Raw genomic sequence first — 25,387 nt, 5'->3', positions numbered from 1 at the left:
TATATAGGTAAGTTCATTTTCCATATTATGTATCCTAAGCATATTAGGACACCTACAATTAGTGATATTCCACAAGCTATTACATAGCTCATTTTAATTCCTCTCTTTGAGCGATTAGCTCCTTATACTCTGCTCTTAAGTTTTCAAGCACGGCGTTGTTACCGATAATCAAAGCGTGGCGTATATAATTTTCGCACTCGGCGATCTCGGCTTCAAGTTCCGATAGTTTCTCGTCTCGTTCATCTGCCTTTGGCTCTTTGTTTAGGCCTTTTTCTTGGCCTAGTTCGGTTATTATTATGGCGTTGTTCTCGTCGTCATAGTAGGTTTCGCCACGCTCGTCTTTTACTTGCTCCCACTTGCCATTAGTAAAAACGTTTACAAAGCCAGCTTTTGGCTCAGTTGGCGCGATCTGCGTTGCATTTGGTGGCATTAGATAGATCGCTTCGCCCTCGCTACTTGCTAGAGGGTCTATTTGTGCTTCTGCCTCGTATAGATATTCATTTGTTTGTGTGTCATAGATATAAATTTTCATTATTGCTCCTAATATTTAATCAATACAACTACGGCCATATTGTATGGGCGTGTTTCGTTGCCACCTGTTGCCCCCGATATAACATTATCTTCACTGCCTGCAAATGTACCAAAAGGCCCAGCATGTGGGGAACCTGAGCCTTTAAATCCAACACCGTGTGTATGTGATTTTATTTCATCTTGCTGCGCCACCCCTAAGGCAGCTGCCTTGCCGCCAGTGCCACGCATGAATTTTCCGTCGCTAAAGTTTGGCAGTAAGAATTTACCGCCACTTTTTCCGTATGTGTATCCGATCACTTCGAAAAGCGCGGAGTATGTGTTTTTATCAAGCGCTGATCCGTCACAGCGCAGAAATCCATCCGGAGTATTTGAGTTTGAGCTGTATAAAAGATAGCTTCCGACTGGCATGCCATCCTTTAATTCTGATTTTTTTACAAATATATCGTCACACCATTTTTGTGTTGCCACAATATCCCAAGTTGTCACCTCGTTGGCTGGGTTTTTGTTTGTGTTTTGGCTTTTTGCGATATAAATAATTCCACCTAGGCTCACAATCGCCCCGATCGGATATTCTAAATCTTTATCCCACTCGCCAACGCCTCGCTGTAATTGGTAGGCTAGCGACCTATCCACGCGATTAAAAGCGGCGTTAAAATACTCCATAGGCGGAATAAAGCCTAAATTCTCGGTTACTCCCCACCCTCTTTTTACGCTTGGAAATTCTACTATTTCGCCGTCTTTTGCGTCACTGGCGAAAATCTCATTTTTTGGTTTTTCGTAAATCATTACTGCTCCTTATATATTCTTGCAAACTTGCCAACACCAAAGGCTAGGTTGGCTTTATTTTGCTTGAAGCCAAAGCATTTTTTGTCAGCGATTAGTATTACGTTTAGCCCTACACCTACCGGGCGAGCTAAAATATCGTTTTTAAAAATTAGGTTTATTAAGAATTGTGTCGTCTTAGCATTTTTTAAGACCAAATTTAGGGTCATATCGTAATTGTCAAATATGAAGTTGCCAGCCCCTAATAAAAACTCTAGCGACTTGTAGCTATTCTCTAGCGTGCCAGTTTGGTAGTTCTTGATAATTTTTGCTTTTATTAAAAATCTATAATCGCTATCGTTGAGATAAAAACTACCCTTTAAAGAATTACCTAGGCGGTAAAACTCACCCTTATTAAAACCTTGTTTTTTCTCGGTTTGGGTAAAGGCGAAAAAATCTTTTAATATTAGATTTTGTTGCTCCCTACTTACGCCTACGTGGCGACCGACCAAATCTAAAGCGTAACCGCTCGCAGTATCAATATTTAAAATTTCGGCTACTTTTATGGCATCGTCAAAGGTTTTATACACTTCATCATTTAGAAGCTTTGCGGTCGCTCTAGCCCGCGGCTTTTTGCGATATTGCCAAATCAGCTCAACCATTACACTACCGCCAAATCAATATCGTTTTTATTGATCACACATATCTCACGCACGGCTACTGGCAAACTTTGCCCACCATTTATCTTAAATTGCGTAACCTCAAAGCCCTTAACGTCGTTTATAATGCTATATAGGCGGCTAATATAAACATCCTCGCCTATGTTAAAAACGTGGTTAGATAGTAGCTCTTTGATTTTATCGGTATTTATATCCGTTGCGCCCTCGGTGCGTTTTATACGCAAAAATATTCTAGGGTTTATCTGCGTTGGGCGGTCAAATTTAACCTCACGCTTAGCACCCAAAAACTCAATTTCTAGTTTTGTTTGCCCTTGTACACCGCAGCCGCCTATTTTTTTTCTTAAAATCGCCTCGCCTATTGCTGTATCGTCGCCACCTAAAACAATAGCATTTAGGCCATGTGGTTCTACTCCGTTGGCATCTGTTTGGTTAGTATAGTTTTCCAAAACCTTGCATTGTTTTACGCCTTTTAGATTGAGTAGGTAGCTTTCTAGCCCTTGGCGCTCGTCGTTGTTGTTAATGCTATGGCTTTGCATAAATCTAAGCAATAAATCGCCGTCGCTTTCCTCGTCTACCCCTAGTTTCGAGTTTTGAGTAGCCACTATTCTATCAACGCCTAGGATTATCTCTTGTATTTCTAGCTCGTCTTGCTCGTTTATCCTAAACGCCCCCGTTTCTTGGCTGGTTATACTAACGGCTTTTGACCCCTCAGCACCTAGTGTTACTTCATAATCTGTTACCCACAAATTGCTATTTTTGTCTTTTAAAATCGTGCCTTTTTTGATAATGGTTCCACCAACTCCGTGTATCATTACGCCACTAGCCCTGCTATAATCCGCTGTCTTTCTTAAAAGCCCTGCATAAGCCACGCGTTGGTCTAGCCACTCGCCTGTTGCTAAATAAGGGTCTAACATTTGAGTGATAAAAGTAAGCACTTGATTAACTTCGCTTAACGCTTCGCTAAATAGCCCGATCATTTGTCCGTCTGGCGTTGATGAGCCTAGCTCTAAATTTTCGCCGTAAATCGCCTTAAAGCCATTTTCTAAACGCTCTTTTATGGTTTCTAATTCGTCGATTATTATTCTATTTTCACTCACTCGCATTTATGTATAACCTTTGGCTTTCGTCGTAAATATCCCTATATTGCACTTCAATAGTTGCCTTGCGTTCGTTTGTGTTTATGTTTAAAATTTCCAAACTGCTAACGCCCTCAACGCTTAAGATTTGCCTTTTTATTTCATCTCGCATTTTGTCCGTGTTAGGATTTTTTGATAAGTAGTTAAACCACCTAACGCCGTTTTCAAAGTCTAAAAACCAGTCATTGTAAAGGCTTAAAATTTGCGTTTTCACGTTTTGTGCTATTGTCGCGCTATCCGCTTTATGCCCTAATAGCCAGTCGCCCTCGCTATCTATCGCCCTTACTTTCACTTATTACCCCTTAGTTTGGTTGTGTAGTTGTACCACCACTATCTCCGCCATGTGTATGGTATTTTAAACTTACGCCACTACCTATCATGTCTGTGGCGGTAATTGTGCCACTACTTACACTATTGCCCTCGACTTGTGAAAAATTGCCAACTAGGTTTTTATTCCCTACTTGCTTGTAGTCGCCCGTCTGTTCTATATTTCCCTTGATTATGATTTTTCCCTCGGTTAGTTTTATGTAGGTACTTTTGCTTAGTGTTCGCATGCAAACGCCGTCTAAATCTACATCTTTAACCGCTAAGGGGCGAGGGCTAAAGCCAGTTAAAAAGAAGCCGTCCGAGTAGTCGTGTAGCCTAAAATCTAACGGCTCGCCCTTGCTAGCACTAGCAAACCAGCCATCAATGCAACGCTCAGCAAATACACAAAGCCCGTGATCGCCCTTTCTTATCGGCGTAGTAATTACAAAATCGCCACCCCTAAAAAATTGCACTGGCACATCATCTATCGGCGGTAATGGTACGCTCACGCCGTCACGTTTTAGCTCATTTATCATCAGCTCAACCTGCACCGTATTATCACCTGCGTTAAATTTAAGCACCTTAGCAGGTAGTGCCGTATGCACCCCTGCCTCAAAGCTTAATAATCCGCTATCAAAAATTTGTGTTAAATTTGGATCGTTCATTTTTTCTCTACTTTGTGAAATTTGCCATTTATGGCGATTAGCTCCGTTTGCCACGTATCGTTTAGAAAATCGCCACTATGCGTTAGCTGGGTTATCTTATAATCGCCGTCATATTCGCTTAAAATTGATTGTATTCGCACGAGTGAGCCGATATTTAGTTTAGGGTTTAGTAAGCACGTAACCCTTAGCCCATCGTCGGTCTTTTCTGGGCTGTTAATCAAGCCAGTTTTTTCACTCAAAACAAAACCCTCGCTATCATTGATTACTTTATCCTTTGGTAAAATGTTTAAATTGCCGTCTAATATATGCCAGTTAGCGTCGTTATTTTTGGCTACGTGCTTTAAATAATCCTTTATATCGCCGCTTAATACTTTGCATCTTGGCAAGGCTTTATCTTTTGGCAAATCTACTACGCCTTGCTTTGAGCTCGACATTGCTTTAACGCACATATTAACTACGTCGCTATCCTTTACGCCAGCTTTTAGCGTTGTATATAGTCTAGATTTTGAGTAGTCATTTTGTCCGTCGCCACACTCAATATGTGTTATAAAATCTAAATCGTTGCGACTGGTGTAAGCCTGCGTTATTTGCCCTGCAAAAATTAATCTTGGCTCGTCGTAGCCTGCAAATAATTTCACTTGGTTAAAAATCTTATTGGCTATTTGGTTACGGTTATTGGCGTTTAGGTTGTAAATTTCTATTTTGCTAGTATTCGGCTCTTCGCTTATCGTCTTTTCAATGTTAAAGCTTATGGCGAGGTTGTCTATTACTATGCTTTGCGTGCTGTTGCCTATTTCTAAGCGGTAGCGTCTGCCATATTGCCTCATGCCCTATCCTTTGCTATCTCACTCATCGCTGCGTTAAACTCTTTTTTATCGACAGCATAAAGCTTCAAGCGTTCGCCTAACTCGCTAAAATAAACGCAATTAACGCCGCTTTTCGTGGTATCAACTAGCATTAAAATAAAAGGTAGGTTCTTATTAATAAAACTTGGTGCATTAACCGCTAAGCCCTTATTAAAAGCCAAAATTTTATTTGTGTTTAGATCGGTTAAATCAAATTGCCAAACTGCACCAACCTCGTTATATTTAAGGGTTAGCTCTAGCTCCATGCCGAATATATTAAAATTTTGCGTTTGTTTTAATTCGTCCGTAGTCATTATTTCGTAAATCAAAATATATCCTTTAAAAGGCTTGATTTTTTTAGTTTTGGCTCGGTCTTGCCTAAATTTACACCTCTTTTACCTACGTTTAGCCCTTTAGCCGTTTTTGTTTCAACGACAAAAATCTCCTCGAGCGTGAGTGTAACGTCAGCGTATAGGTCGCTTTCAGTAGTTACTTCAATGCTTGTAATTAACATATTCCTATATGCTTTTAATCCAGTTGTCACTATCAAAAACTCGCCACTCTTTTGCACTTCTAAAAGCTTTTCATATAGGCTTTGTAGTCTATTTTTGGCGGTGCTGTTGTCCTTATTTTCTTTTCCGTCAGTTAAAAATGGTGCTATTTCGCGTATTTTCTTATCAACGCCAAAAATCCTAGCGTATCGCATCGCCTCGTTTTTTATATGCTTTACATTGTTGTAGAGTTTGTATGCCTTTTGCGTAAAACGATGAGCAGTTTTTATATATGGCAGGTTAAAACGGACTACTTGCATAATCTCGTCAAATTGCGTAAAGCTAGGCGGCTCATAAGCCACTATCTTGCCCTTAATCGTTATTTCTTTCGGCTCTAATACGGCATGATCTGCTACATTTGCACCGCTTTCAATAGGATTTTTAGTAGTGCGTAGCGTGCTTTTATTGTTTTCTTGCTCGGTTGCGTCTAGTCTAAACGTGCCTATCTTACGGCTTGTTACTTCAATCATTAGTAGCCACCTCCCACATTATGATAAGCAGCTGCTAAATTTAATTGATTTTGTTTTTGCATTATGCGTTCAACCATTTCAGGATTTTGGGTTGTTATATTGTATGTATTTGTTATATCTCCGCCATTGTATGTACTCGTTCGATTATTATCTACGTATTGTGTAGGTAAGGCTGCTGTTTTTGCCGCGTCATTACTAAATCCAAATAAATTTTTTGTTTCCTCCCACATATCTTTAGCGGTCTGCCCTATATCAAAGTTTTTAACCGTATCAACGATCGGAGCTATATATTTGTTGTATTGATCTTTTATCCATTTAAAGGCAAGCTCAAAGGGTTGCATAATTGCTTTGCCTAAATTTTCAAAGCCAACTTTTATATCATCTATCCATGCAAATATTGTCTTTTTAACTTTTTCGGTAACCTCGCTCCACGACGTTCCAAATATATTGCACAACCCCTCTATCATTTTTTTGCCACCGTCGCACCAAAACTGAAGAGCTTCTTTTAAATCGGCTAGTCTAAGAGTGAAAAGAGCGCCTATTGAAGTAAGAATGCCAATAACTGACTGACCAAACCCCATAATTACTTTTACAGCTCCATTAAACACTTGTTTAATTGTTGGCTCGATCCCCTTATATACCGTAATAGCTTTCTTACCCCACTCAATAAATGGCTTCCAGTAGTCGCCAAGTAAGCTTTCGCCGCCATCTAAATAGGTCATTAGATCATCAATTAGTAAAATAAGACCGCCTATTAGCAAAATTACCCAGCCGATAGGGTTGGTTAAAAACGCCGCTAGCATTGCACGCTTAACGACTGCCAAAACACCTACAAGAATTAATAACGCCGTTTTCCAGCCTATCGTGCTACTTATTACTTTATTTAAAAATCTAAACGTGTTTGTAAATACTTGCCCTAGCTTCAATATCCACTTAAAGACATTAGTTAATCCCTCGACCACTAAAGCCTTATTCGCTCTTAGAAAGTTGTTAAAACCTTTTAGGCTTTGATTGACGACTGGGATTAATTTTATCGCTGTTTGGGTTACGATTGATTGCACCGCCGTTTTTGTTTTTTGTAGTTGATCTTGATACTCTTTTGCTTGAATTATTTCGGCTTGTGTGATGTTAAATAGTCTATCTTTTTTCTTTGCTAGTTCATCGATATTTTGCAAAGGCACGGTTAAGTAATTTGCTATTAGTCCGCTAGCTGCTGTCGCTGCTGCACCTATTAGCATAAATTTGCTTCTTATATTACTTAGCTCTTGTTTTAAATTGGTAGCTGGCTTTTTCTCGGTTAGTTTTTCCGTCTCTTTCGCTGCTTCTTTTGCTTTCTCGCCGACCTTTTCCTCTGCTTCTGCCACTTCATGAAAACCTGTAGCGAGTTCCTCGGCTTGCTCTCTAGCTCCCTCACACCAATTTTTTACGTTGCTTTTAAATTGATCTATTTTTGCCATTAGCTCAGCATTTCTTTCCATGCCAGCTTTTACTGCATCGCTTATGGGCTGGGCTGTTTGTTTAGCTATGCTAGAGACATTTTTTAACCCTTGCTCTATCTGCTTTATCTTGCCACTATCAACATCAAATCCGATTTTGTAGAGAAATTCATCTAATAGCACTATATATCCTTTTAAGGGGCATATTAGAGTATTTTTGAGTTGATTTTTCGGCTTGTGTGTAGAAAATAGAGGGCTAAACCTTATTTATTTTCTAAGGCTCGGCGCTCCTCGTTTAGTAGCTCTATAATTACTTCGTGCATTGCTATTGCGTCCTCTAGGTCGTAAATAGTGCGTAGGTCGTTTAGCGTGGCATAACCTTTTATTATCGGTAGCCACACCAAATAATCTATATCAAACTCGCTTTTTACACCTTGTTTAGGTAGGCTGTTATACCCGTTAAGGATTTTGCCCCAGCGGGTAAGAAGTCTAAAAAATGGTATTTTAGCCCCTCTAAAATAAGTTGTGCGTAGTCGCCTCTGTTGGCGTTAAAATGCGTTTCGGCTTGGCTAACATTTCTTAATAGTATTTCGCCACCCTCTGCATTTATCACGCTAGCATATTTTAAAATAAAATTTTCTACACCGCTAAACGCTGCACTGCCTATATTTGCTATTATTTGCCCTACGTCTATATTTACATCCTCGCCTTGCATTTTGATAGCGTCTTTGGCTAGCCCTAAAAGGCTTTGTAGTTGTGTTTTAGTTTCAAAAAAATTAGCACTTCTTAAAACGTACTTATTTTCGTTTATCATTAGCTCGTATGTTTGCATTAGTTACCAGCTCCATTTTCTAAGCGTTTGCTTATTCTTTCAAACTGAATTTTAAACTCAGTTGGGTTGTGAGCGTCGCCTCTTTTTAATCCACCGTCATTTACGAAAAAGCCATTTATTCCGCTTAATTCATCGCCGTTTAGTGTGTCCTTAAACTCCATTGTCATAGGGCTAAAGCTTTTAAACTCCGTTCTTTGCTGATTGTAAAGGTCTTGCAAAAATTTACAATCCTCGCTATGTTGTAGAAGTTTTAGGGTTAGCGTGCCACTTTGGTTACAACTGCCCGTAAATACACCCCTACCGCTAGCTCCTATTGTATAAGCTCCTGCATCCGCTGCGTTTTCTATGCTTATTACATCGCTTCCGTCTGCATAAGCGGTTATTTCGTAGCCGTTTAATAGTAAAACGATCGTATCGTGTTGGTATCTTGCCATTTTAGCCCCTTATCTGTTGTAATTTATCAAAATATCTACGCTGTGTATTGCACCAGCTAACTTAATAGCCACATTGATAGGCACTGACTTTCTAGCTTCTCGGTCTGCTTGTAGTTGCTCGGTGTAGCTAGGGCTGTAAACGTAATAGCCTAAATCCAAATAATCGCCACTTTCTAGCGTGCCAACTGGATCACCACGCCATTGTCCTGCTGCGATAAAGCCGTTTTTAACAAATTGCTCGCAAACTTGTTTAACCGCTGCTATTAGTCTTACTTGTCCCTTGTCGGTTTGTGGCACTTTCTTAGCACCTTTTAGCACGTTAAATACTGCTATTTGTGTTCGGTTGTTGAAAGCGTCAAGCCCTACAACTTCATCGATAAATTTACCGCCTAAAGCCACACCCTCGGCTATCATACTTACGCCGTCATAGTCGGTGTAATAATTTACGCCTAACTTGTCGCATTTCTCAGCTAAATTTAGCGTGATTGTTTCATCGGTGCCAGCCGTTTTTAGGTTTTTAAACTTCATTGTTTGGGCTGTGTTTGATCCCTCCCAATTAGTGCTTAGTGCTTTTGCTAGTAATTCAGCGCCTGCGTGTTCGTCGCCCGTGTTGTTATATGTTGCAAAAAAGCGACCGCTGTCTTTATCGGCTATCTTTTTTATCACGTTCGTATTCACACTTTCAAGCTGTGCCTTGCGTGTGATCGTATAGCCTGCTACGCTTGGGTTTTGTGCTGAAGTGATCCACTCGTTAAGCTCTGCTACTTCCTCGTCTGCCAAAATAGCTGACGAATAAACGCCGTAAAAGCCTTGTGTTGCGTTAAATAATTTATCTAACGCCTCGCTTAGGCTCTCTTTTTTCTGCGTTACGCTGTCTTTGCCTACGTAAATATCACTTTTGCCACTAACTAGATTTAAAAGCACGCCTACAAAGTCGCCACTATCTGCTTTCTCAAAATAACCTAGCCTTGTGTTGTCATTTTTGCCAGCCGTTGCTGCTCTAATTATGAAGCGGTTACCCTCTGCGTCATATACTGCCTTTATTCCGTCTTTGCTAATCGCTGCTGTTAGTTTTGTAGCTACCGCTTCAAAATCTACACACGAGCTAAAATCCAAATTTGTATAAACTTTATCCGCGCCGCCTACGTTTAGCTTAAAGCTTCCGCTTGTAATAGCTTTTAATTTATTAATGCCTACGTTTAGCGCTGAGCCTCTTAGCTCATTAGCTGTTGCTTGTGTTGTTTTGTTCTCTTTTACCCACTTAGCAACGATTGCTTTTTTAACCCCACTTACGCTAAAAATAGCTTTGGCGGCTTTAGTTGCTCTACTTTCACTACCAAAATTTAGTGCGGCGTCGTTTGCACTAGCGATACTTACAAATCTTGTATTCACATCATTGTAAGCCTCGCACCAGTCGTCGCTTAGAATAGCGATCACGCTAAAATCTCTATTCTTTGCTATTTGCCCTTGTTCGTTTAGCTGGATATTTACTATCCTTTTTATCGTTAAACTCATCTATTTACCTTTATGCCAAAATCTGCCGTTTTAATCTCGGCTATTTTTATCTCGTTTTGAGAAACTTCCACTCTATTTATGTAGCTTAGTGTTAAATCTATACTAGCTCGCTCCTCTACGCCACCGCCCACTATTTGGCTTAAGTTTCTAATAGGGCTAATCGTTACTAACCCTAACCCTAAAATCTTAAGCTCTTTTAAGCACTCGCTAGAGTAAAAAAGGGTGTTTAATTTTTCGATTATGAAGTTCGCATTTTTACCAAAAGCATTTACGCTCACTATGGCTTCACGTGTTGAAGTGATAACCTCTTTCTCGCCCTCGATAAATTTATATTCTCGCCCTTTTTGCGTGCTAGTTAATAAATGCAATGTTAAATAAGCCGCCTTATCATTTAGCGTTTTGGAGTAGCTATCACGCACTAAGCTTTCATCTACGCTCAAAGCCTTGGCTATCAAAACTTTCAAGCCCGTCAAATCTAACGCCTGCAAAGTTTTTGTATCCATATTCGCTCCAATCTTGCATATTGATAATGCGGTAATTTACGCCTTTGTAAGTGATTACATCTTGCAAATTTAGGTTAAATTTTGTATCTATCCTAACCGCTTCTTTGTATCTTTCCCCCTCTGGCAGCCTTTGCATTTCGTCGTTACTTAAAAACTGCACCACTGCCTTAAGCTCATCATCGCCTCTTTTGATAATTTGGCAAAAATCGCTATCCTCTATTAGCTCGCTAACGTTTATCATTTTCGCACCTCGTAAGTGATAGAATTTAGCAACTGCCCTGTATCAATTAGGGGCTTTGAGCTTTTTTTATGTTTAATCGTGGCTGGCTTTAAAGCTGGGCTTATGCCGTTAATTACTGCCTCTTTGCTTATACTCTTAGCTTCCTCGCCTACGTATCCTAGTGCCGCTTCTAGCGATATTTCACCTGCGATAAATTTTCCTATTGCGTTTTTTGCCAAATTAGCTACCGCTTCAGCATTATTTATCAAAGGCTTACGCAAAAATGAGCGCTCTGGGATATTGTGTGCTGGACTGCCAAACTCGTGTATTAAGGCTAAGTCTGCGTTGGTTAGCTCGTCGCTTCTAGCGTTGCTTTTAGCGGTTACGCCTACCACCACGCTAAGCCCTTTTAACTCGGTTATTTTGCCCTCTAGTTTTTCGATCATCTAACTAGCCCAAAATGTGGAGTTACTAGCTTTTTAAGCTCTAGGTAGCGTTGCCCGTATTTAGTTAAATAGTAGCTTCCGCTTTCACTCTCAAAGCCAGTTTTCCCACTTGTATAGCTTACGCTTAGGCTACCTACGGCTTTACTGCCTATTTCACGCAATGGCTGAGGGCTAGTTGTCGCTTCCGTGTTTAAAGCCCCCTGCATTGCCAAAATGTGAGCCGCTAAGTGTAAAACGCCGACCTCGTAAAAACGCCCCCAAATTTTCTCGGCAACTTGTAGCTTCGCCTCGTCTAAACTTATCTCTATGCGTGTTTCATCTACCGCTTTAAACTCTGGGAATTTATTTAAAAAATCGGCTGCTGTCATTATTAAGCCTTGTAATTTACGTAAGCCACTTTGTCAAGCTGACGGATTAATGTGCCAGTAAATTTAGCTTTAACGGCGATTTCCCAGCTTAGCACGCTTCTTTGAAATGGTGGCATTGCTGTTGGCGATAAAGCCCAGTCAGTGCTTAGTACGTCCTCGCTCTTTGTATATACAACGGCTCTATTTTTACCCTTGCCACCACCTAAGCCTTGTGCAAAGCCTAAAGGTATGCCAACGATATTAACATCGACACCTGTGCTTTGTGATAGTGCCTCTTTAATAGCGGTTAGTGCATTTACGCCACCATTTACCGCGCCAATAGAGTTGTCATATTTGCTAGCTAGTGCCATAAGGTCTTTACTATCGATCGCTATCGTATTAGGGATTAATAGACCGCCGTTTTGCTCGTAGCCAAACTCAATTAGCGACAAGAAAAATGCTCTAGCTTCTGCACCAGTCATTGCACTAATAGCCGTACCAGCTGTTAGGTCTTTTGCTTTTACGCTAGTGTTATTTAGCAAGCCTTGCACCGCACCGACCTTTGCGTGACCGACAAGAGCTGTTTTTTGCATTGTAAGAAGTGCTATACGCTCAAGGTTGCTAAGGTTTGCTGTGTCTAGCTCAATATCTAGCCTTTTAGCTCTAGCTACTGCTTCACTAGTATAAACCGCTGACTTAGCCCATATTAGGTATAGACCTTTTTTAGCTGTAATGTTTAAACCCTCGGTTTCTAGTGACGTTGTGTTTTCGTCAATTAGGCCGTTTTCTAAATCTTGAGTTCCCTCTATCTCACCATAATCTAGTGCGTCTATGCTCTCGTCGCCTTTTTGTGTAATAGGCACAAAATTAGCGAGTTGCACTTCTGGATATTCACGCTCTTTAAAGCCCTCGTTAAAGCTAGCCGCCGCTGACGCTAGTTGGCTTAAAATTTCCTCATCTCTTAGTTTCATATTATTCCTTTCTCATTAGTTTTACAAGATTACCGCTTACTTCGGTTACGTAAAATTTGTCTTTAGCTGCTGTTGTTGCTAGCGTTGCTGCTTTAGCTACCTTGCCAGCGTCTGCGCCTGCTGTTGCTTCTACTTGGATAGTGTCTCCAACCGCTAAGCCGTGATTTTCTTTACCTTGCACCCAAACTTCACTACCATAAGAGATTGATAAAACGCTCATAACCTCGCCTGGCTTGTTTTCGCTCTTTGTTCCCATTTTAAGGCTAACACCCATAATCTGATCGGTTGCTTTACTTATTTTTGCTACGCCGCCATCTTTGCTAGTTACAAATACGCCAAAAGGGATAACCTCAGTATCGTTATTTACATAAGCTAGTGCTACTACGGCACTTTCGCCCGCTCTAGCTACTTGTCCTGCAAAAGCTCTTTTGTCTAAATAGCCCATTATTTACCTCCAAATTTTTTATTTAAATCAATTTTTTTTGGCTTAGCGTCGTAAAACTTGTCTAGCACGCTGCCGCTGTTGTCTTTATTTTTAGCACTTACACGCATACCCATATAAATTGCCTTGATCTCACTATCACTTAGCTTTTTAAGCTCATCGGCAGTAAATGCTTTGCTGTCTAGGATTACCGCCTCATAAACACCCCTAGCGTTCTTAGCGTCGCTTAGTTTTACGTGGCTAAAATTTGCTTTGGCGTCTGTTACGGCTTCGGTTGTTGCTGCCTCGCCTTTTAGCTTTTCGATTTCAGCTTTTAGCTCTGCGTTCTCTTTTTCTAACGCTTCAACTTTAGCTTTTAGCTCTGCAATCTCTGCGTTTTCATCTGTGCCGTCGCTGTCTTTTACGTTTTTAGCCTTTACATCTGCTAGCTCAGTTTTTGTTTTTTCTAGCTCAGCGGTTGTTTCATCTAGTTTTGTGCTTACTTCCTCAGCACCGCTTAATGCTTGCTCTAAAAGATCAACTAGCTCATTGTTAGCCTCGTTGGCTTCCTCCACTTTTTCTTTACCAACTTCGTCGTTATCTTTAAATTTTTTGGCTGCTGTCAAAGCGCCTTTTAATTTATCTATGAATTTCATTTTTATCCTTTTACTATCACCTAATTTACAATCTTTGCCAGCTCGCCCCTCGGCTACTACTGCCAAATGATTGCCCCTTATATTCGTTTGCCAAATTTTCCCATCACGCTCGATTAGTTTGCTGTCATATCCGCAACTTACCTCCTTTATTCCTTGTTCTTTAATAATTTTGATCGCTATCTCGTCGTTGATGTAAGCATCGCCTACTAAAAAATCACCCTCACGGCGCACGTTTTGGATATGCCCTATTGCGGTATCTTTCCAGTTCTTGGCTGTTACGTCGTCGTCTGGGTGCGTTAGCGTTAGTGGCTTACCCTCAAAGCTTTTAATTGTTTCAGGGCTAAATACTTCTTTTTCATCCCTAAAAACTTTATACACCTTGCCACTGGTGCGTCCTATTTCCTCGCCTAGGTATTCCATAGGCTCAATACTTGCCATTTTGGCTTTTGTTATTATGTAGCCGTCATCGTTTATCTTGAAATCCATTTATGCCCCTAAAATCGCTTTTGCAAAACATCGACATTGTATATCAACGCCAGGCTTGCATTTCGGCTTGTCCGCTTCTCGTTTTATCCACGTTTTGCCGCCGTCCTTGCTATATACGCTATCATCATCAAAGCGACATAGCACGCCTTGCATATTTGCGTGCGTGTGCCTTACCCTTTCATCTTTAGCCGTTTGCCAAATATAAAGCTTTACGCCTAGATTTTGCATGCGTTCTTGGTCTAGCTCGGCGTTTATTTTTGCTGTCTGATCTCTAGCTATTAGCCTAGCCCTGCTTTTACTTACGCCCGTGCGTTCGTGTATGATCGTGGCTAAATTTTCAGCCCTGCCATTTTTTAAATAGCTCTCTCTTATTGCTTTTTCCACGTCGCTTAGATAGTCATTTTTTACCGAGGTTATCAAGCTCACATTTTTGGCTACGTATTCGTCTAGTTTTGCTTTTACGGCGGTATCGCCTACAAGCGGGGTTAGGTCTATATCTGTGCCTTTTTGCACGTTTTGGATTAGTCGCTCTTTGTTTGTTTCATTTACTGCACCAACCACACCTCGGCTTAATTTTTTGGCGTAGTCTAATGTGTCGGCTTTTCGTAATCCGTCTAGTATTTGGGTTGTGTGTTCTATTATTTCGGCGTCGCTAGGGTTACCCAGCAAAAACGCTCTAAGCCTTTTTAATAGCGCCGTTTTTAAAGAGGCTATTAGTAATAATAAGGCGTTACGATATTTAACCTCTGCACGCTTGCTAGGCTGCACTGGTTTAAACTCTTTATTACGTTTCTTGCTAAATAGCTCAGATAAGGTCGGTTTCATCGGCTGGCTCGTCTAACTTTTGGGCTAAAAGCTCGGCTTCGTTTATATCCTCGGCGCTTATGTTCTTAATCAAGCCCTCATCTTTTAGCTCTTTTAAAATTATCGCTTCGGTTATTACGCCCTTGTCTAGCAAATTTCCAAGGGCTGTGCTTTTTACGTTTAAAATTTCAGCTTTTTCTTTATCGTTTAGGCTGTCTATGCTGTAAAAATCGTATTCTAGGGTTTCGCCTAATATAAATGGATCGATGAAGTCATAAACTGGGCGTAATAGTGTGTTTTGTAATTCGTTTATCGTTTCATAATATGCTCGATTATCCTCCTCGCCACTACTAAAACCGCCTGCCCCCTCGCCGAATAGTATGCTAATAGGGCGGTTTAATGCTCCAGCTACCACAATACAGCTCTTGCTCCAAAGCTCGGCTATACCAGTTAGGTTATTTTCCTTTGTTAAATAGTCGTCTTTCATATCCATAGCGATTGCGTTAGTGTAGCTTTTGGCTTCGTTTATTAGTCTTAGCCGTTTTAGTATCTCGCTCTCATTACCAGTCGCTATTTGCTCGTTATACCCATCCATTTTGTATACATCTATTTTGCACTCCTCTATCAAGTCGCTAACGCTTAGCGTGATAGTGTCAAACATCTTTATCACATCAAGGGCGGTGGCTATATCGCTTATGCTTTCACGCTGCTTTATGCCATAGCTCTTTATTCCCCCTTGCACTATACAAAGACGGCTAACGTGTGTTTTAACGCCCTTTACATCATAAAGGCTGGGTCGGTTAAATTTATGCTCTGCGTTTCTTGCTTTAAATTCGCCCTTGCCAAATACGATAAATTGTTTAATTGTTTCATTTGGCATTAATGGGAGTTGATAGGTTTCCTCGCTTGCGTCTGTTACGGCTAAAATCGCCGCTTCGCCATAAAGCAAAACGTTAAAAAGCAGATCTTTAATAACGCCGTCTATCTCTAGCTTATTACAAGCGTCGTAATACTCTTTTTTGCGTTCCTCGTCTATATCGTCCCAGTCGATTTCACGCCCCATTTTTAGCATATCGCCTATTGTCTTTTTAATGTAGCGTTTAGCTATCCAGCCGTTGTTGTAAGCGTTTAAAAGCTGTGTGTTTGTGACTATTAACGGCGTATAATCTCTATTTGCCGTCATTTGCCCCATTTTAGTTACTAGGTTTTCTAAGCTATCGGTTATTTTTTGTCCCATTATTCCGCCTTTTATTTTTGATTAATAATAAGGCGTTTTTGGGCGTTAGCTTCGGCTTGTGATGTGTCCCCAAATTGTTGTTTTGCTTTTTATTAATGGCTCTAAGGCGTAACGTAATGCGTCTATGTAGTGGTTATTTTCATCTAGTATTTGAGGCAATATATCACCGCTGTGTGGATCGGTTTTGTAGCTGTATAGTCTAAATTCTCGTGCCGTTTCTACGCAACGCTCGTGTATTATGATCGTCTCAAAGCTACGTATAAATTCTATGCCGTCCTCTATGCTGCCTTTACCTTTTATTGTTGGCGTTATCATACTTAGTCCGTGTCTTTTTAAATAGCTTATACTTTCAGGGCGTGCGTTGTCGGCTCTTATTACATATTTATGTATATTTTCGATACGCTCTTTTAAAAACTCCGCTGTATAATCAAGCTCTAACCCTACCGCTCCGGCTTCGTGGCTTATATAAAGTTTGCGGTCGTGTATATAACACCTTATCGCAGCCGTTGGGTCGTTAGCAAAGCCGAAGTCTAAGCCGTGATAAGGATTTCCTAGCCCATCAGTGCTAAAATTTTCTACTCTAAATTTGCCTTTGAAAATAAGTGCGTCGCTCTTTGTGTTGTAGCCCCCTAGCCAAATATGCTCGTAGGTGCTGGGATTATACCTACGATCGTATTCTTGCTCGTTAAATAGTTCGGTTGGCAAAAATGGGTTATCACTAAAATTTGCCGTAATTAAAACAAAGTCCGTCGCACCATTCTCTTGCATTTGTTTAAAAAAGCTATCCACTGCGTCCGTTTCGTTTTCAGGGTTCCAGCTAAACCAAAGCTCTGAACTTTCCTTGCGTATAGTCGGACGTAAAAGCTCTAGGCTTCGCTTGCTTAGGTTTTGTGCTTCCTCTACCCACGCAATATCAAAGCCCTCTAGTGATTTTATACTATCGGCTGTATGATCTTGCATGCCTTGAAAAATTATTAACCCATTGCCACGCTTAGCTCTGATCTCGGTTAGTGTTATCTCAAAATATTCACTTACCCCTAAACTATTTATTTTACTTTCAATTAGAGCTTTTGATGAAAATTTTAACGATCGTTGTATCTCTCTTATACAAACAATTCTAGCATTTGGGTTAATTAGCATTGTTTCGATTATACACTCAGCGAAAAAATGGCTTTTACCACTACCACGTCCGCCCTTAGCCCCTTTGTATCTTTTGCTTTCTAATAGCGGCTCGAATATAGGGGCAGTGTTTAAATCAATTATCATTTATCCAACTTTACTATTGTTCGCCTAATTTCGGTTACTTCGTTTTGCTGTGCGTTGGTGTTGTTAATCTCTATTTTGTTGCTTTGTGGGTTAGCGATAGCCTCTAGGTCTTTTAACGCGCTAGTGCCTTGCTTGATCTCGGTCGGCGTTGCGTAGCGTTTGTCGCTTATCCCTCGCACAATTAGCGATTGGAATGCCTTTGCTATTTTGCGGTTATTAGAGACTATGGCATTATTTTCTAGCGCAATATTCACCTGCTCGATCATCTCTTTTTTTTGCGTTTCGTTGGCATTGCGAAAGCTTTCGCACACTTTCGCACTTGCTTCTTGAAACTCTGTTAGAGCCGCTTTTTGCTCGTGCGAAAGCACCCACCCCGCCCGCTTTATTTTGCTTCCTAACGTGCCAGCTGAAATATTATATTTTTTTCTTAGCTCGGCTTGGCTCATCCCTGCCTCAAAATCGGCTTTTATTTCGTCCCATTTGTATGGCGGTAATGGTTTAGCCATTTGCTGCTTCCTTGTACTCGTACCAATCAACCTCTTTGCCATTTATCTTTATTTTTGGGTTGTTTGTATAATCTACATATCTCTGAACTATTGCTTGGGCATATTTCTCGTCTAGTTCCATACCATAGCATTGCCTTGATAGGTTTTCACAAGCTATCATTGTTGATCCGCTACCTAAAAATAAATCTAATACAATTTGTTTTGTTTTACTACTATTAAAAATTGCTTTTTCTATCATCTCTACTGGCTTTGGGGTTGTATGCTTATTGTACTTCTTAGGTGTGTATTCCCACACTGAAATTTGCTTCCTGTCGCCGTTCCATTTGTGTGTTCCGCCTTTTAGCCATCCATACATACAAGGTTCGTGTATTGATTGATAGTCGGTTTGACTTAACACTAGTACCGGTTTTTTCCAAATAATCATTGATGAAAAATGACAAAAATCCCTAAATACGTTATGAAAAATATGTGCCATTCTGTCGCTATGAAAAACATAAATTGGTGCGCCTTGTTTTGTAAATGTAGCGTAATTTGAAAAAGCCTTTGTTAATAATCTTTCTAGTTGCTCTGGCTCATCATTTTTTATCCCTTGATAACCAACGCCGTATGGAGGATCAGTAAAAACCATATCTGCTTTTTTGCCATTCATTAATTTATTAACACTTGCCTCATCTGTGCTATCCCCGCATAAAAGTCTATGTTGATAATTATGCCCAAGCTCTATCAAATCGCCTTGTTTTATAATAGGGTGTTCCTCAATCTCTGGCACATCGTCTGCTTTGTCGGTATTTATCTCTATTCCGTCACCCAATAAGCCCATCTCTTCTAGCTCGTCCTCACTAAACCCCGCAAACTCTAAATCAAAATCTAAATTTTGTAACGCTTCTAGCTCCGCTTTTAATAAATCCTCATCCCAACCTGCGTTTAAGGCTAACTTGTTATCCGCTATCACATAAGCCCGTTTTTGTGCTTCGCTTAGCCCTTTTAGCTCAATAGTCGGCACTTCGCCCATATTTAGTTTTTTTGCCGCCGCCAGCCGTCCGTGCCCCGCTATTATCTCGCCCTTTTCGTCAATCAATAATGGGTTAGTAAAGCCAAACTCTTTTATACTAGCCACTATCTGATCTACCTGCTCGTCGCTATGCGTTCTAGCGTTATTTATGTATGGCGTAAGTTCGCCTATTTTTTTATATTTTATTTCCATTTCTACCCTTAAAATAAAGTCAGTTGTTGATATTTTTTCTTTTTGTATTTGCGTTTAGGCTTTGTGATTAAATATTTACTTTGGCACATCTTACGCCTACTTGCTGTCATTCTATGTTTTAATACCCAATCTAAAAATTCTTTAGGCGTATTTAATAGCGTGTTAAGTTCAGCTTGGTATTTTTTTACCTCGCTTACTCTTAGATTATTAATAACGGTTTCGTCCGTATAAGGGCTATTTAATACCTCCCTTATTAAAAACGAAATTTCCGTTAAATAATAATGGTCCTCTCTCTTTTCCCAGTCTGGGTAAAATTTATCGAGCACGGCATAAAATACGTCTAAATGTTTTAAATTAGGCAAATCCATTTATCTAATAAATCCTAAACTCGCCCTCTATCACTCCAAGGGCTATTTTTCTCTCTAGTAGTTTTCGCTTTATTTTGAAAACGTCCGTTTGCATTCCTTTTACGTCCTCAATGATGCGTGTACCATCTTTAAGACGATAAGTAAAATCCGCTATATATCTAATCTCGCGCACAGTCCTAAAACCTTGTCTTGTTGTTTCGTCTGCTATGGTGTAGCTAGGCATAAGCACAAAAGGCACTTGGCGGTTTAGTTCGCTTATCTCTCCAGCTCTTTGTAAGGCTTCTAGTTCTTGGTTTCTGCGCCACTCTTTAGCACTATCAAAGCCTTTAGTCTTTCTGTTGTGGTATTTGTTTCTAACAATCGCCGAAACGTTGCCAATTTTCATCTGCTACCTCCTCATATTTTTCTATACTCTCGTGTTTGTGCGCGTGACACCATTGATGACACTCTCTACAAACGGCTATTTGCTTGCTGTCGTCCTTATCTGCTCCAAATCTGCCATATCTTACATGGTGACACTCTATGCTTTGTTGTTCCTCGCATATTTGGCAAAGTGGGTATGCTTCAAGCAGTCTTAGCTGATAGGCTCTATTCTCGCTTCTTGTCAATCTCAAAATAGCCCCCTTGTTTCGTCGTCCTTGTGCTTCTCATTCCACTTTCTCATTACTTCAAGCACGCCGCTTGCGTCTTTACGACTTATCTCAAAGCTATCAAGTATCTTTTTGTTTTCATCCGCTACCTTTGCGATTATGCTAGCTCCGCTTTCGGTTATTGTGATATATACGGCTTTCATCTCACGCCCCAATCCTTTTTATCGCGCCCGTTAATATCGCCTTAATAGGTGATTTTTGCTCAGTTAGGGCTTTAAATTTAGCCACCTCCATAAATTTGCCGTCGTTATCTCCGCCGATAAAATATACTGGCTCGTTTCCACCTACGCCGTTGAAGCCATTATTCGCCTCGCTCTCGCCGATAAGATAATCAGGACAAATTTGCGGGGTTTTCGCGTAAATTTTGTAAAGCTTGGCGAAGTCCCACTTTTTAAAATTCTCCCAGTCTTGCCCTTCTAAGTTGCAAACCTTTACCCAGCCACCCCTAGCACGCACTACTGACATTATCGCTCCGTCTTTAAAGCACACGCTACGATAAGGTCCGTAGCGTCTTATCGCGTAAGCTAGCTCGTCTAACGCTTTTTGCGCTTTGTCGCCCTCGTCTCCGTTAAGCGCTTCTAAAATTTCCGCCGACGTAGGCATCGTAGGATATTTTCGCGTTTGCCTAACTAGTTTTAGCGCCGCGGCTAATTCGTTCGCCTCGTAGTCCATTAAGTCCTCGAAATAAAGTGCGATAACCGCTGGGCTAAGATCAGCCTTGTAGTATTCGACTATCGGCATAAATACGTCATAAAACTCATTTGTCGTCATAATTTCCTCCTACTCTGTGACCTTGACCGCTAGCTATTAGCTGGGCTTCAAATTCTCTAAAAGCTCGCATTGTGTTGAGCGTGCCTTGATTTAGTCCGTGTGGATTTGTTGCGGCATTGTTCGGCACGTTGCGCCCACTACCCCCTTGCGTCTTGGGCCTAAACACCCCTTGCCACTCGTTTGCCATAGCTTCACGTATGCAGGCGTTTACGTCTATACCATCGTTCGCCCACTTAGCCCACTCGCTAAATTTCATCTCGATACCCTTTTGTGTCAATTTTTCCCTGCGTTCTTTTTTGTAAGCTAGATATTCTTGCCAAAGATTTGGATTGATGAAGTCAGGTAGTGAAACGCCCTCAGGGGGTAGGGGGTTAATTGACGGTTCTTTGATGGTTCTACTGACGGTTCTATTGGTGGTTATATTAATAGGGGTGACACCCTTGTCACTACACGGTGTCATACTTGTCACCCTAGGGGTGTCATCTGTGTCACTAGGTAGTGTCATAGCTGTCACCCTCTCTTTTTCGTTTGTCACCCTAGGGTGCGTCTGTGTCACCCTATCCTTTTCGCTTAAAATTTTGTATAGATTTGCACTGCTTGTTCCATCTTTTAATTCTCTTTTTTCTTTTTGTAAAAATCCAAGTTCAGTTAGCTTTTCAACTGCTCTTATTGCTGTCCTTTTTGATTTTGATATTTTTTTGGCTAAAACTTCATAGCTAGGGTAGCAATAGCCCTCATCGTCTGAAAAGTCAGCCAAAGCCATAAGCGTCAGTTTTGCAGTGCTATCGTCAATTTCCATATTCCAAACTTGGCTCATTATTCTTATACTCATCTAAGCCCTTTCCAAATTTCAATAAATGTGTCAAGTATCGCCATAACACAAAGAGCCACTAAAAGATATAATGGAGTATTCATTACGCTATCCTTTCAGCGGGTTTTAATATCGAAGTGCTACATCCACTTATCACGTCTTTTTTTGATCCAATCTCAACTAAAAAGCCACGCGCTATTAACTCATTGACACGTCCGCAGACGCTGTTTATTGCCACGTTATACCAGCGTGCTATCTCTTGTCTTGTCGCACCCTCTTTGTGCTGGCAAAACATCTCATATACGGCTCTACGTTTGCCGCTTAGCTCAGGCTTTAGTTTGTTGTATGCCTCTAGGCTGTTATTCGCTACCATTGCACGCTCCTTAAGTTATCTTTCATATAAGCCCTTTTAAAATTTCAAAGCGACCAAGCCAAGAAATCCACAAAAAGGACTTATATGACAGATAAAGAGATAGTTTTAGAACTTACAAAACTCGCCATATCAAACAAAAGATATACAAGCGGCGAGAAAAAGAATGACTTGCTTGGAGGGGATGTCTCTGAAATTTTTAATAAAATAGCTCAAGAGATAGCCCCAACGCTAGAAAAACTCAATAAAGACACTAAAAAAGACTAACGTAAGCGTTAATCATTTTTGCGATCTTAGCTTGGTCGTCCATCTCAAACTTATCCAGCTCTTTCATCATCTTTTTTAATGACTTACGAAATTTCTTTTGAAATTTTCTCTTTGCAAGCTCTTTCTCTAGTTGTTCTTGCGTTTTTTTCATCTCCTGCCCCTTAAAATAAATTTACAAGCATTGACTGCCACCGTAAACACGCCAGCTAAGACAAACCCACCGACGAAAAGCGTTATGCTAGTCTTTAAAATTTCGATCATTTTTTAGCCTTTTGAGATTTTTCTTTTAGCCTTTGAGTTCTATACCAGCCGTTTTTTACTTCCTCCCAAAAAGTCGGTTTTATGCCATCCTCGACATACATAGCTGTTATTTTTTCTCTCTTAGGGCTAAAATAGCCATACTTTATTCCTTTGACAGAAACCTCTTTACTGTAATGCTTTCTTAATATTTGTGTAAATTTTTTAGTTGTCATAATGAAAGTATAGCTATACTATTCTTAAAAAGTTATTAATAGTATAGTATTACTATATTAAATTATTTTAAAAAAAGAATATAATTACTATACATTTTACTTTGGAGGATAGCATGGAATACAAACTCAATAAACCACTATTAAAAAAAGTTCTAAAGGAAAAGAAAATATCTTATGGAAAATTAGCAGAGATACTTACAGAAGCCGGGTATGAAATATCAGAAAGCGGTATAAAATTTTGGTTTAAAGACGACAAAAACAAACCCGAAATAGAAAAAGCACAAGCAATGTGCGAGCTATTAGGCATTCCAACAAATGACTTAATTTTACAAGACTTATTTCAGATCGTCCCGCCAGATAAAGAAGCCGAAGATGGAGAAAACAATAGCGATACCGTCTATGTTCCGTTTTTTAAAGATGGGGTAGTGTCTGCTGGGTTTGGTGCCGAGAATGGCGATATGGGCGACTACGATCTACTGCCTTTTAACCCGCAAGATTTAAGATTAATGTTCAACGTAAATCCTCGTGCTAGATTAGGCATAATCCCTTGTTTTGGCAACTCAATGGAGCCGACGATAAAGGAAACGGATTTGGTAGTCTTTTGCGTCGATCAAACAGAAGCGATAGAGGGGGCTATCTATGTTTGCCGTTATGATGGAGAATTGCTCGTAAAGAGGATAAAAAAGCGTCCATCATTACAGCTTATCAGCGATAATAAAGATTATGAACCTATCGTTATGTCCGAAGATCTACCAATAACCATAATAGGTCGCGTGGTAGGATCATATAGCATAAACTCTAAACGAATTTAAAAGTCCATTGCGAAGTGTATAAAGGGCTAACGTTTGAGGATTATGGGATAAAGTAGGGGTATTTTCTAAAAAATTAATAGTAGTTTTTGCAAAATAGTGTTAAAATTTTATAAAAAAGGACACCATAAAAAGAGAAAAATTAAAATGGTTATAGATGCTATAAATCTTTATCAAGAAACTATTAATTACGAATTAATGTGGGCTAGTATTCAAAATAGCAACCTAAAAAAAGTTGACGAGTTGAAACATTCTCAATTGCCGCTAAATATACAAGATGTGCGAGCGGATATAGAAAATTTTTTTAAAGATTTGCCTAAAAATTTTTCTATAATCACAAACGAAAGCTATCAATACCCAGCTCTTTTAAAAGAAACTTACATAAAAAAACTTTACTTTAAAGGGGATATTAGCCTTTTAGAAGCTCCAAAAAAAATCTCTATTGTGGGAGCTAGAAAGGCTACGGATAATGGCAAAACCAGAGCAAGGCATCTAGCTAAATTATTAACAGAAGAAGGCTTTGTAATAGTATCTGGGTTGGCGGCAGGTATTGATACCGAAGCCATGCAATCTACCATAAAGCACAGCGGGCATTTAATAGGCGTCATAGGCACACCGATAAACGAGTATTACCCAAAAGAGAATAAATCATTACAAGATGAAGTGGCACAAAAGCACCTATTGTTAAGTCACGTGCCATTTTTTAAATACTCAAAACAGCCTTTTGCTACAAAAAAATTCTACTTTCCAGAGCGTAATGCAGTAATGGCCGCTGTTTCGGACGCCACCGTAATCGTAGAAGCCTCTGAGACTAGCGGAACATTAACGCAGGCAAGAGCTTGCATGGAGATGGGCAGAAAACTATTTATATTAAACTCATGCTTTGAAAATGGGCTAAAGTGGCCACATACTTACGAGGACAGAGGGGCTATTAGAGTTAGTTCAATTGACGACATCTTAAGGCATTTTTAAAATGTGCAAGCCAATCAAACTAATACCTGATAAAAAGACAACTTATATTACGCAAAATGATGAATGCTACTATTTTTTGAACTATTTGCCAGGTGGTGGTTACTCGGCGTCTAAAGATAACGATTTAATATTTAATTTTAAAAAAGACATAAAATACAAAAACACTAATTCATGGGGCTATAAAACTGCAGCAATAAAAAAATTTGCCGATATGTTACACATTGTCCTAAATGGACGCTTTTGTACTATTATCCCAATGCCTACATCAAAGCCAAGGGGGTCACAAAAGTTTGATGACAGATTAGATCAAGTAGTATTATTCCTTGGTAAAAAGTCCCCAAATTATAATGTTCAATTATGTTTAGATGTTAAAGAAGAATGCTTGCCTGCGCATAATTACGGCGTGAGGAGTCCTGAAATTTTATTTCAAAATATAATATTTACCCAATCACCAGATCCTCTAAAAGAGAATATCATATTAGTAGATGATGTTTTAACTACTGGGGGACATTTTAAGGCTGCAAAAAATGTCATATTAAAAAAATACCCAGAAAAGAATGTTATAGGTTTTTTCTTGGGCAAAACATTGTATGTAGAAGAAGATATTGTGCCACCAATAGATATTAGCAATATTATCATTAATACTAATTAATTGACTAATGCGAT

General features: G+C 39.9%; 39 protein-coding genes. 4 read left to right on the top strand and 35 right to left on the bottom strand.

What is annotated here, in order from left to right:
- Positions 1-88: 88 nt before the first annotated feature.
- The 33 genes from G5B98_RS08450 to G5B98_RS08290 form a co-directional block, all read right to left on the bottom strand.
- A complete protein-coding gene (locus G5B98_RS08450) occupies positions 89-532 on the bottom strand; it encodes a hypothetical protein (RefSeq protein ID WP_196086673.1) in 444 nt (147 codons plus the stop codon).
- Between the two features lie 8 nt (positions 533-540).
- Positions 541-1,317 (bottom strand): phage tail protein, encoded by a 777-nt coding sequence (locus tag G5B98_RS08445; protein ID WP_196086672.1) that lies wholly within the window; start codon positions 1,315-1,317, stop codon positions 541-543.
- A complete protein-coding gene (locus G5B98_RS08440; RefSeq protein ID WP_085658509.1) occupies positions 1,317-1,955 on the bottom strand; it encodes a DUF2612 domain-containing protein in 639 nt (212 codons plus the stop codon). The genes G5B98_RS08445 and G5B98_RS08440 overlap by 1 nt, the downstream gene beginning before the upstream one ends.
- On the bottom strand, positions 1,955-3,070 hold the full coding sequence (locus G5B98_RS08435; protein WP_232525364.1) for a baseplate J/gp47 family protein: 1,116 nt from the start codon (positions 3,068-3,070) through the stop codon (positions 1,955-1,957). Before G5B98_RS08435 ends, G5B98_RS08440 begins: the two co-directional genes overlap by 1 nt.
- On the bottom strand, positions 3,063-3,401 hold the full coding sequence (locus G5B98_RS08430) for a hypothetical protein (protein WP_196086670.1): 339 nt from the start codon (positions 3,399-3,401) through the stop codon (positions 3,063-3,065). The genes G5B98_RS08435 and G5B98_RS08430 overlap by 8 nt, the downstream gene beginning before the upstream one ends.
- Before the next feature lie 10 nt (positions 3,402-3,411).
- Positions 3,412-4,080, bottom strand: a complete 669-nt coding sequence (locus G5B98_RS08425; protein WP_196086669.1) for a Gp138 family membrane-puncturing spike protein — start codon at positions 4,078-4,080, stop codon at positions 3,412-3,414.
- Complete coding sequence (locus G5B98_RS08420) at positions 4,077-4,907, bottom strand: phage protein (protein WP_085658513.1); 831 nt, start codon at positions 4,905-4,907, stop codon at positions 4,077-4,079. The genes G5B98_RS08425 and G5B98_RS08420 overlap by 4 nt, the downstream gene beginning before the upstream one ends.
- Positions 4,904-5,254, bottom strand: coding sequence for a phage baseplate plug family protein (locus G5B98_RS08415; RefSeq protein ID WP_196086668.1), 351 nt, complete (start codon positions 5,252-5,254; stop codon positions 4,904-4,906). The genes G5B98_RS08420 and G5B98_RS08415 overlap by 4 nt, the downstream gene beginning before the upstream one ends.
- Positions 5,251-5,946 carry a phage baseplate protein gene (locus G5B98_RS08410; protein ID WP_196086667.1) on the bottom strand — a complete coding sequence of 232 codons (696 nt, stop codon included), beginning with the start codon at positions 5,944-5,946 and terminating at the stop codon, positions 5,251-5,253. Before G5B98_RS08410 ends, G5B98_RS08415 begins: the two co-directional genes overlap by 4 nt.
- Positions 5,946-7,565: a hypothetical protein gene (locus G5B98_RS08405; RefSeq protein ID WP_196086666.1), complete on the bottom strand. Its 1,620-nt coding sequence runs from the start codon at positions 7,563-7,565 to the stop codon at positions 5,946-5,948. Before G5B98_RS08405 ends, G5B98_RS08410 begins: the two co-directional genes overlap by 1 nt.
- An 80-nt stretch (positions 7,566-7,645) precedes the next feature.
- On the bottom strand, positions 7,646-7,783 hold the full coding sequence (locus G5B98_RS08400) for a hypothetical protein (protein ID WP_180999262.1): 138 nt from the start codon (positions 7,781-7,783) through the stop codon (positions 7,646-7,648).
- A 26-nt stretch (positions 7,784-7,809) separates the two neighbouring features.
- Positions 7,810-8,214, bottom strand: a complete 405-nt coding sequence (locus G5B98_RS08395) for a putative phage tail assembly chaperone (RefSeq protein WP_196086665.1) — start codon at positions 8,212-8,214, stop codon at positions 7,810-7,812.
- Positions 8,214-8,648, bottom strand: a complete 435-nt coding sequence (locus tag G5B98_RS08390) for a phage protein (protein WP_196086664.1) — start codon at positions 8,646-8,648, stop codon at positions 8,214-8,216. The genes G5B98_RS08395 and G5B98_RS08390 overlap by 1 nt, the downstream gene beginning before the upstream one ends.
- A gap of 9 nt (positions 8,649-8,657) precedes the next feature.
- Positions 8,658-10,163 carry a DUF3383 domain-containing protein gene (locus tag G5B98_RS08385; protein WP_196086663.1) on the bottom strand — a complete coding sequence of 502 codons (1,506 nt, stop codon included), beginning with the start codon at positions 10,161-10,163 and terminating at the stop codon, positions 8,658-8,660.
- Positions 10,160-10,603: a phage neck terminator protein gene (locus G5B98_RS08380; protein WP_232525363.1), complete on the bottom strand. Its 444-nt coding sequence runs from the start codon at positions 10,601-10,603 to the stop codon at positions 10,160-10,162. The genes G5B98_RS08385 and G5B98_RS08380 overlap by 4 nt, the downstream gene beginning before the upstream one ends.
- Positions 10,590-10,907, bottom strand: a complete 318-nt coding sequence (locus G5B98_RS08375) for a hypothetical protein (RefSeq protein WP_196086661.1) — start codon at positions 10,905-10,907, stop codon at positions 10,590-10,592. Before G5B98_RS08375 ends, G5B98_RS08380 begins: the two co-directional genes overlap by 14 nt.
- Entirely contained in the window at positions 10,904-11,332 is a 429-nt protein-coding gene (locus G5B98_RS08370; protein ID WP_196086660.1) for a hypothetical protein, read from the bottom strand. The genes G5B98_RS08375 and G5B98_RS08370 overlap by 4 nt, the downstream gene beginning before the upstream one ends.
- Positions 11,329-11,700 (bottom strand): DUF4054 domain-containing protein, encoded by a 372-nt coding sequence (locus G5B98_RS08365; protein WP_196086659.1) that lies wholly within the window; start codon positions 11,698-11,700, stop codon positions 11,329-11,331. Before G5B98_RS08365 ends, G5B98_RS08370 begins: the two co-directional genes overlap by 4 nt.
- Positions 11,701-11,702: 2 nt before the next feature.
- A complete protein-coding gene (locus G5B98_RS08360) occupies positions 11,703-12,650 on the bottom strand; it encodes a major capsid family protein (protein ID WP_196086658.1) in 948 nt (315 codons plus the stop codon).
- Position 12,651: 1 nt separating this feature from the next.
- Complete coding sequence (locus tag G5B98_RS08355; protein WP_196086657.1) at positions 12,652-13,095, bottom strand: structural cement protein Gp24; 444 nt, start codon at positions 13,093-13,095, stop codon at positions 12,652-12,654.
- On the bottom strand, positions 13,095-14,213 hold the full coding sequence (locus tag G5B98_RS08350; protein WP_196086656.1) for a DUF2213 domain-containing protein: 1,119 nt from the start codon (positions 14,211-14,213) through the stop codon (positions 13,095-13,097). Before G5B98_RS08350 ends, G5B98_RS08355 begins: the two co-directional genes overlap by 1 nt.
- Positions 14,214-15,038, bottom strand: coding sequence for a phage minor head protein (locus tag G5B98_RS08345; protein WP_196086655.1), 825 nt, complete (start codon positions 15,036-15,038; stop codon positions 14,214-14,216).
- Entirely contained in the window at positions 15,019-16,254 is a 1,236-nt protein-coding gene (locus G5B98_RS08340) for an anti-CBASS protein Acb1 family protein (RefSeq protein WP_196086654.1), read from the bottom strand. The genes G5B98_RS08345 and G5B98_RS08340 overlap by 20 nt, the downstream gene beginning before the upstream one ends.
- A 45-nt stretch (positions 16,255-16,299) precedes the next feature.
- On the bottom strand, positions 16,300-17,520 hold the full coding sequence (locus tag G5B98_RS08335; protein WP_196086653.1) for a PBSX family phage terminase large subunit: 1,221 nt from the start codon (positions 17,518-17,520) through the stop codon (positions 16,300-16,302).
- Positions 17,517-18,026: a hypothetical protein gene (locus tag G5B98_RS08330; protein WP_196086652.1), complete on the bottom strand. Its 510-nt coding sequence runs from the start codon at positions 18,024-18,026 to the stop codon at positions 17,517-17,519. The genes G5B98_RS08335 and G5B98_RS08330 overlap by 4 nt, the downstream gene beginning before the upstream one ends.
- The gene (locus G5B98_RS08325) at positions 18,019-19,230 is read right to left on the bottom strand and encodes a site-specific DNA-methyltransferase (protein ID WP_196086651.1); all 1,212 of its coding nucleotides are present in this window, start codon (positions 19,228-19,230) and stop codon (positions 18,019-18,021) included. Before G5B98_RS08325 ends, G5B98_RS08330 begins: the two co-directional genes overlap by 8 nt.
- Positions 19,231-19,238: 8 nt before the next feature.
- Positions 19,239-19,598, bottom strand: coding sequence for a hypothetical protein (locus tag G5B98_RS08320; protein ID WP_196086650.1), 360 nt, complete (start codon positions 19,596-19,598; stop codon positions 19,239-19,241).
- 4 nt (positions 19,599-19,602) lie between these two features.
- Complete coding sequence (locus G5B98_RS08315) at positions 19,603-19,983, bottom strand: DUF1064 domain-containing protein (protein ID WP_196086649.1); 381 nt, start codon at positions 19,981-19,983, stop codon at positions 19,603-19,605.
- Positions 19,952-20,212 carry a hypothetical protein gene (locus G5B98_RS08310; protein WP_196086648.1) on the bottom strand — a complete coding sequence of 87 codons (261 nt, stop codon included), beginning with the start codon at positions 20,210-20,212 and terminating at the stop codon, positions 19,952-19,954. The genes G5B98_RS08315 and G5B98_RS08310 overlap by 32 nt, the downstream gene beginning before the upstream one ends.
- Positions 20,209-20,391: a hypothetical protein gene (locus tag G5B98_RS08305; RefSeq protein WP_196086647.1), complete on the bottom strand. Its 183-nt coding sequence runs from the start codon at positions 20,389-20,391 to the stop codon at positions 20,209-20,211. Before G5B98_RS08305 ends, G5B98_RS08310 begins: the two co-directional genes overlap by 4 nt.
- 1 nt (position 20,392) lies before the next feature.
- A complete protein-coding gene (locus tag G5B98_RS08300; RefSeq protein ID WP_196086646.1) occupies positions 20,393-21,019 on the bottom strand; it encodes a DUF6475 domain-containing protein in 627 nt (208 codons plus the stop codon).
- Positions 21,006-21,851, bottom strand: a complete 846-nt coding sequence (locus tag G5B98_RS08295) for a helix-turn-helix domain-containing protein (protein WP_196086645.1) — start codon at positions 21,849-21,851, stop codon at positions 21,006-21,008. Before G5B98_RS08295 ends, G5B98_RS08300 begins: the two co-directional genes overlap by 14 nt.
- A gap of 82 nt (positions 21,852-21,933) precedes the next feature.
- Positions 21,934-22,203, bottom strand: a complete 270-nt coding sequence (locus tag G5B98_RS08290) for a hypothetical protein (protein WP_196086644.1) — start codon at positions 22,201-22,203, stop codon at positions 21,934-21,936.
- 84 nt (positions 22,204-22,287) lie between these two features.
- Here G5B98_RS08290 and G5B98_RS08285 point away from each other — a divergent pair, with 84 nt between their 5' ends.
- A complete protein-coding gene (locus G5B98_RS08285; protein ID WP_084109828.1) occupies positions 22,288-22,467 on the top strand; it encodes a hypothetical protein in 180 nt (59 codons plus the stop codon).
- Here the strand turns inward: G5B98_RS08285 and G5B98_RS08280 are convergent.
- Both G5B98_RS08280 and G5B98_RS08275 read right to left on the bottom strand, forming a co-directional pair.
- Positions 22,454-22,618 carry a hypothetical protein gene (locus tag G5B98_RS08280; protein WP_180378715.1) on the bottom strand — a complete coding sequence of 55 codons (165 nt, stop codon included), beginning with the start codon at positions 22,616-22,618 and terminating at the stop codon, positions 22,454-22,456. The two genes, G5B98_RS08285 and G5B98_RS08280, sit on opposite strands and share 14 nt — an antisense overlap.
- A gap of 106 nt (positions 22,619-22,724) precedes the next feature.
- Positions 22,725-22,940 carry a hypothetical protein gene (locus G5B98_RS08275; protein ID WP_196086643.1) on the bottom strand — a complete coding sequence of 72 codons (216 nt, stop codon included), beginning with the start codon at positions 22,938-22,940 and terminating at the stop codon, positions 22,725-22,727.
- A 287-nt stretch (positions 22,941-23,227) separates the two neighbouring features.
- On the opposite strand from G5B98_RS08275, the gene G5B98_RS08270 reads away from it, so the two are divergent.
- From G5B98_RS08270 to G5B98_RS08260, 3 genes are all read left to right on the top strand, one after another.
- Positions 23,228-23,752: a S24 family peptidase gene (locus tag G5B98_RS08270; protein WP_232524581.1), complete on the top strand. Its 525-nt coding sequence runs from the start codon at positions 23,228-23,230 to the stop codon at positions 23,750-23,752.
- 96 nt (positions 23,753-23,848) lie between these two features.
- Positions 23,849-24,721: a DNA-processing protein DprA gene (locus G5B98_RS08265; RefSeq protein WP_198425253.1), complete on the top strand. Its 873-nt coding sequence runs from the start codon at positions 23,849-23,851 to the stop codon at positions 24,719-24,721.
- Position 24,722: 1 nt separating this feature from the next.
- Positions 24,723-25,373 carry a phosphoribosyltransferase gene (locus tag G5B98_RS08260; protein ID WP_196086640.1) on the top strand — a complete coding sequence of 217 codons (651 nt, stop codon included), beginning with the start codon at positions 24,723-24,725 and terminating at the stop codon, positions 25,371-25,373.
- Positions 25,374-25,387: the final 14 nt, after the last annotated feature.

This window comes from Campylobacter concisus, from assembly GCF_015679985.1.
Lineage (GTDB): Bacteria > Campylobacterota > Campylobacteria > Campylobacterales > Campylobacteraceae > Campylobacter_A > Campylobacter_A concisus_AC.
This window is presented reverse-complemented; position numbering and strand designations above follow the sequence as displayed.

Bases quoted from the DNA above. Each gene is read 5' to 3' on its own strand.
- G5B98_RS08450 (WP_196086673.1), bottom strand. From the start codon at position 532: ATGAAAATTTATATCTATGACACACAAACAAATGAATATCTATACGAG.
- G5B98_RS08445 (WP_196086672.1), bottom strand. From the start codon at position 1,317: ATGATTTACGAAAAACCAAAAAATGAGATTTTCGCCAGTGACGCAAAA.
- G5B98_RS08440 (WP_085658509.1), bottom strand. From the start codon at position 1,955: ATGGTTGAGCTGATTTGGCAATATCGCAAAAAGCCGCGGGCTAGAGCG.
- G5B98_RS08425 (WP_196086669.1), bottom strand. From the start codon at position 4,080: ATGAACGATCCAAATTTAACACAAATTTTTGATAGCGGATTATTAAGC.
- G5B98_RS08420 (WP_085658513.1), bottom strand. From the start codon at position 4,907: ATGAGGCAATATGGCAGACGCTACCGCTTAGAAATAGGCAACAGCACG.
- G5B98_RS08410 (WP_196086667.1), bottom strand. From the start codon at position 5,946: ATGATTGAAGTAACAAGCCGTAAGATAGGCACGTTTAGACTAGACGCA.
- G5B98_RS08395 (WP_196086665.1), bottom strand. From the start codon at position 8,214: ATGCAAACATACGAGCTAATGATAAACGAAAATAAGTACGTTTTAAGA.
- G5B98_RS08390 (WP_196086664.1), bottom strand. From the start codon at position 8,648: ATGGCAAGATACCAACACGATACGATCGTTTTACTATTAAACGGCTAC.
- G5B98_RS08385 (WP_196086663.1), bottom strand. From the start codon at position 10,163: ATGAGTTTAACGATAAAAAGGATAGTAAATATCCAGCTAAACGAACAA.
- G5B98_RS08375 (WP_196086661.1), bottom strand. From the start codon at position 10,907: ATGATAAACGTTAGCGAGCTAATAGAGGATAGCGATTTTTGCCAAATT.
- G5B98_RS08370 (WP_196086660.1), bottom strand. From the start codon at position 11,332: ATGATCGAAAAACTAGAGGGCAAAATAACCGAGTTAAAAGGGCTTAGC.
- G5B98_RS08365 (WP_196086659.1), bottom strand. From the start codon at position 11,700: ATGACAGCAGCCGATTTTTTAAATAAATTCCCAGAGTTTAAAGCGGTA.
- G5B98_RS08360 (WP_196086658.1), bottom strand. From the start codon at position 12,650: ATGAAACTAAGAGATGAGGAAATTTTAAGCCAACTAGCGTCAGCGGCG.
- G5B98_RS08355 (WP_196086657.1), bottom strand. From the start codon at position 13,095: ATGGGCTATTTAGACAAAAGAGCTTTTGCAGGACAAGTAGCTAGAGCG.
- G5B98_RS08350 (WP_196086656.1), bottom strand. From the start codon at position 14,213: ATGGATTTCAAGATAAACGATGACGGCTACATAATAACAAAAGCCAAA.
- G5B98_RS08345 (WP_196086655.1), bottom strand. From the start codon at position 15,038: ATGAAACCGACCTTATCTGAGCTATTTAGCAAGAAACGTAATAAAGAG.
- G5B98_RS08340 (WP_196086654.1), bottom strand. From the start codon at position 16,254: ATGGGACAAAAAATAACCGATAGCTTAGAAAACCTAGTAACTAAAATG.
- G5B98_RS08335 (WP_196086653.1), bottom strand. From the start codon at position 17,520: ATGATAATTGATTTAAACACTGCCCCTATATTCGAGCCGCTATTAGAA.
- G5B98_RS08330 (WP_196086652.1), bottom strand. From the start codon at position 18,026: ATGGCTAAACCATTACCGCCATACAAATGGGACGAAATAAAAGCCGAT.
- G5B98_RS08325 (WP_196086651.1), bottom strand. From the start codon at position 19,230: ATGGAAATAAAATATAAAAAAATAGGCGAACTTACGCCATACATAAAT.
- G5B98_RS08320 (WP_196086650.1), bottom strand. From the start codon at position 19,598: ATGGATTTGCCTAATTTAAAACATTTAGACGTATTTTATGCCGTGCTC.
- G5B98_RS08315 (WP_196086649.1), bottom strand. From the start codon at position 19,983: ATGAAAATTGGCAACGTTTCGGCGATTGTTAGAAACAAATACCACAAC.
- G5B98_RS08305 (WP_196086647.1), bottom strand. From the start codon at position 20,391: ATGAAAGCCGTATATATCACAATAACCGAAAGCGGAGCTAGCATAATC.
- G5B98_RS08300 (WP_196086646.1), bottom strand. From the start codon at position 21,019: ATGACGACAAATGAGTTTTATGACGTATTTATGCCGATAGTCGAATAC.
- G5B98_RS08295 (WP_196086645.1), bottom strand. From the start codon at position 21,851: ATGAGTATAAGAATAATGAGCCAAGTTTGGAATATGGAAATTGACGAT.
- G5B98_RS08290 (WP_196086644.1), bottom strand. From the start codon at position 22,203: ATGGTAGCGAATAACAGCCTAGAGGCATACAACAAACTAAAGCCTGAG.
- G5B98_RS08285 (WP_084109828.1), top strand. From the start codon at position 22,288: ATGACAGATAAAGAGATAGTTTTAGAACTTACAAAACTCGCCATATCA.
- G5B98_RS08280 (WP_180378715.1), bottom strand. From the start codon at position 22,618: ATGAAAAAAACGCAAGAACAACTAGAGAAAGAGCTTGCAAAGAGAAAA.
- G5B98_RS08275 (WP_196086643.1), bottom strand. From the start codon at position 22,940: ATGACAACTAAAAAATTTACACAAATATTAAGAAAGCATTACAGTAAA.
- G5B98_RS08270 (WP_232524581.1), top strand. From the start codon at position 23,228: ATGTGCGAGCTATTAGGCATTCCAACAAATGACTTAATTTTACAAGAC.
- G5B98_RS08260 (WP_196086640.1), top strand. From the start codon at position 24,723: ATGTGCAAGCCAATCAAACTAATACCTGATAAAAAGACAACTTATATT.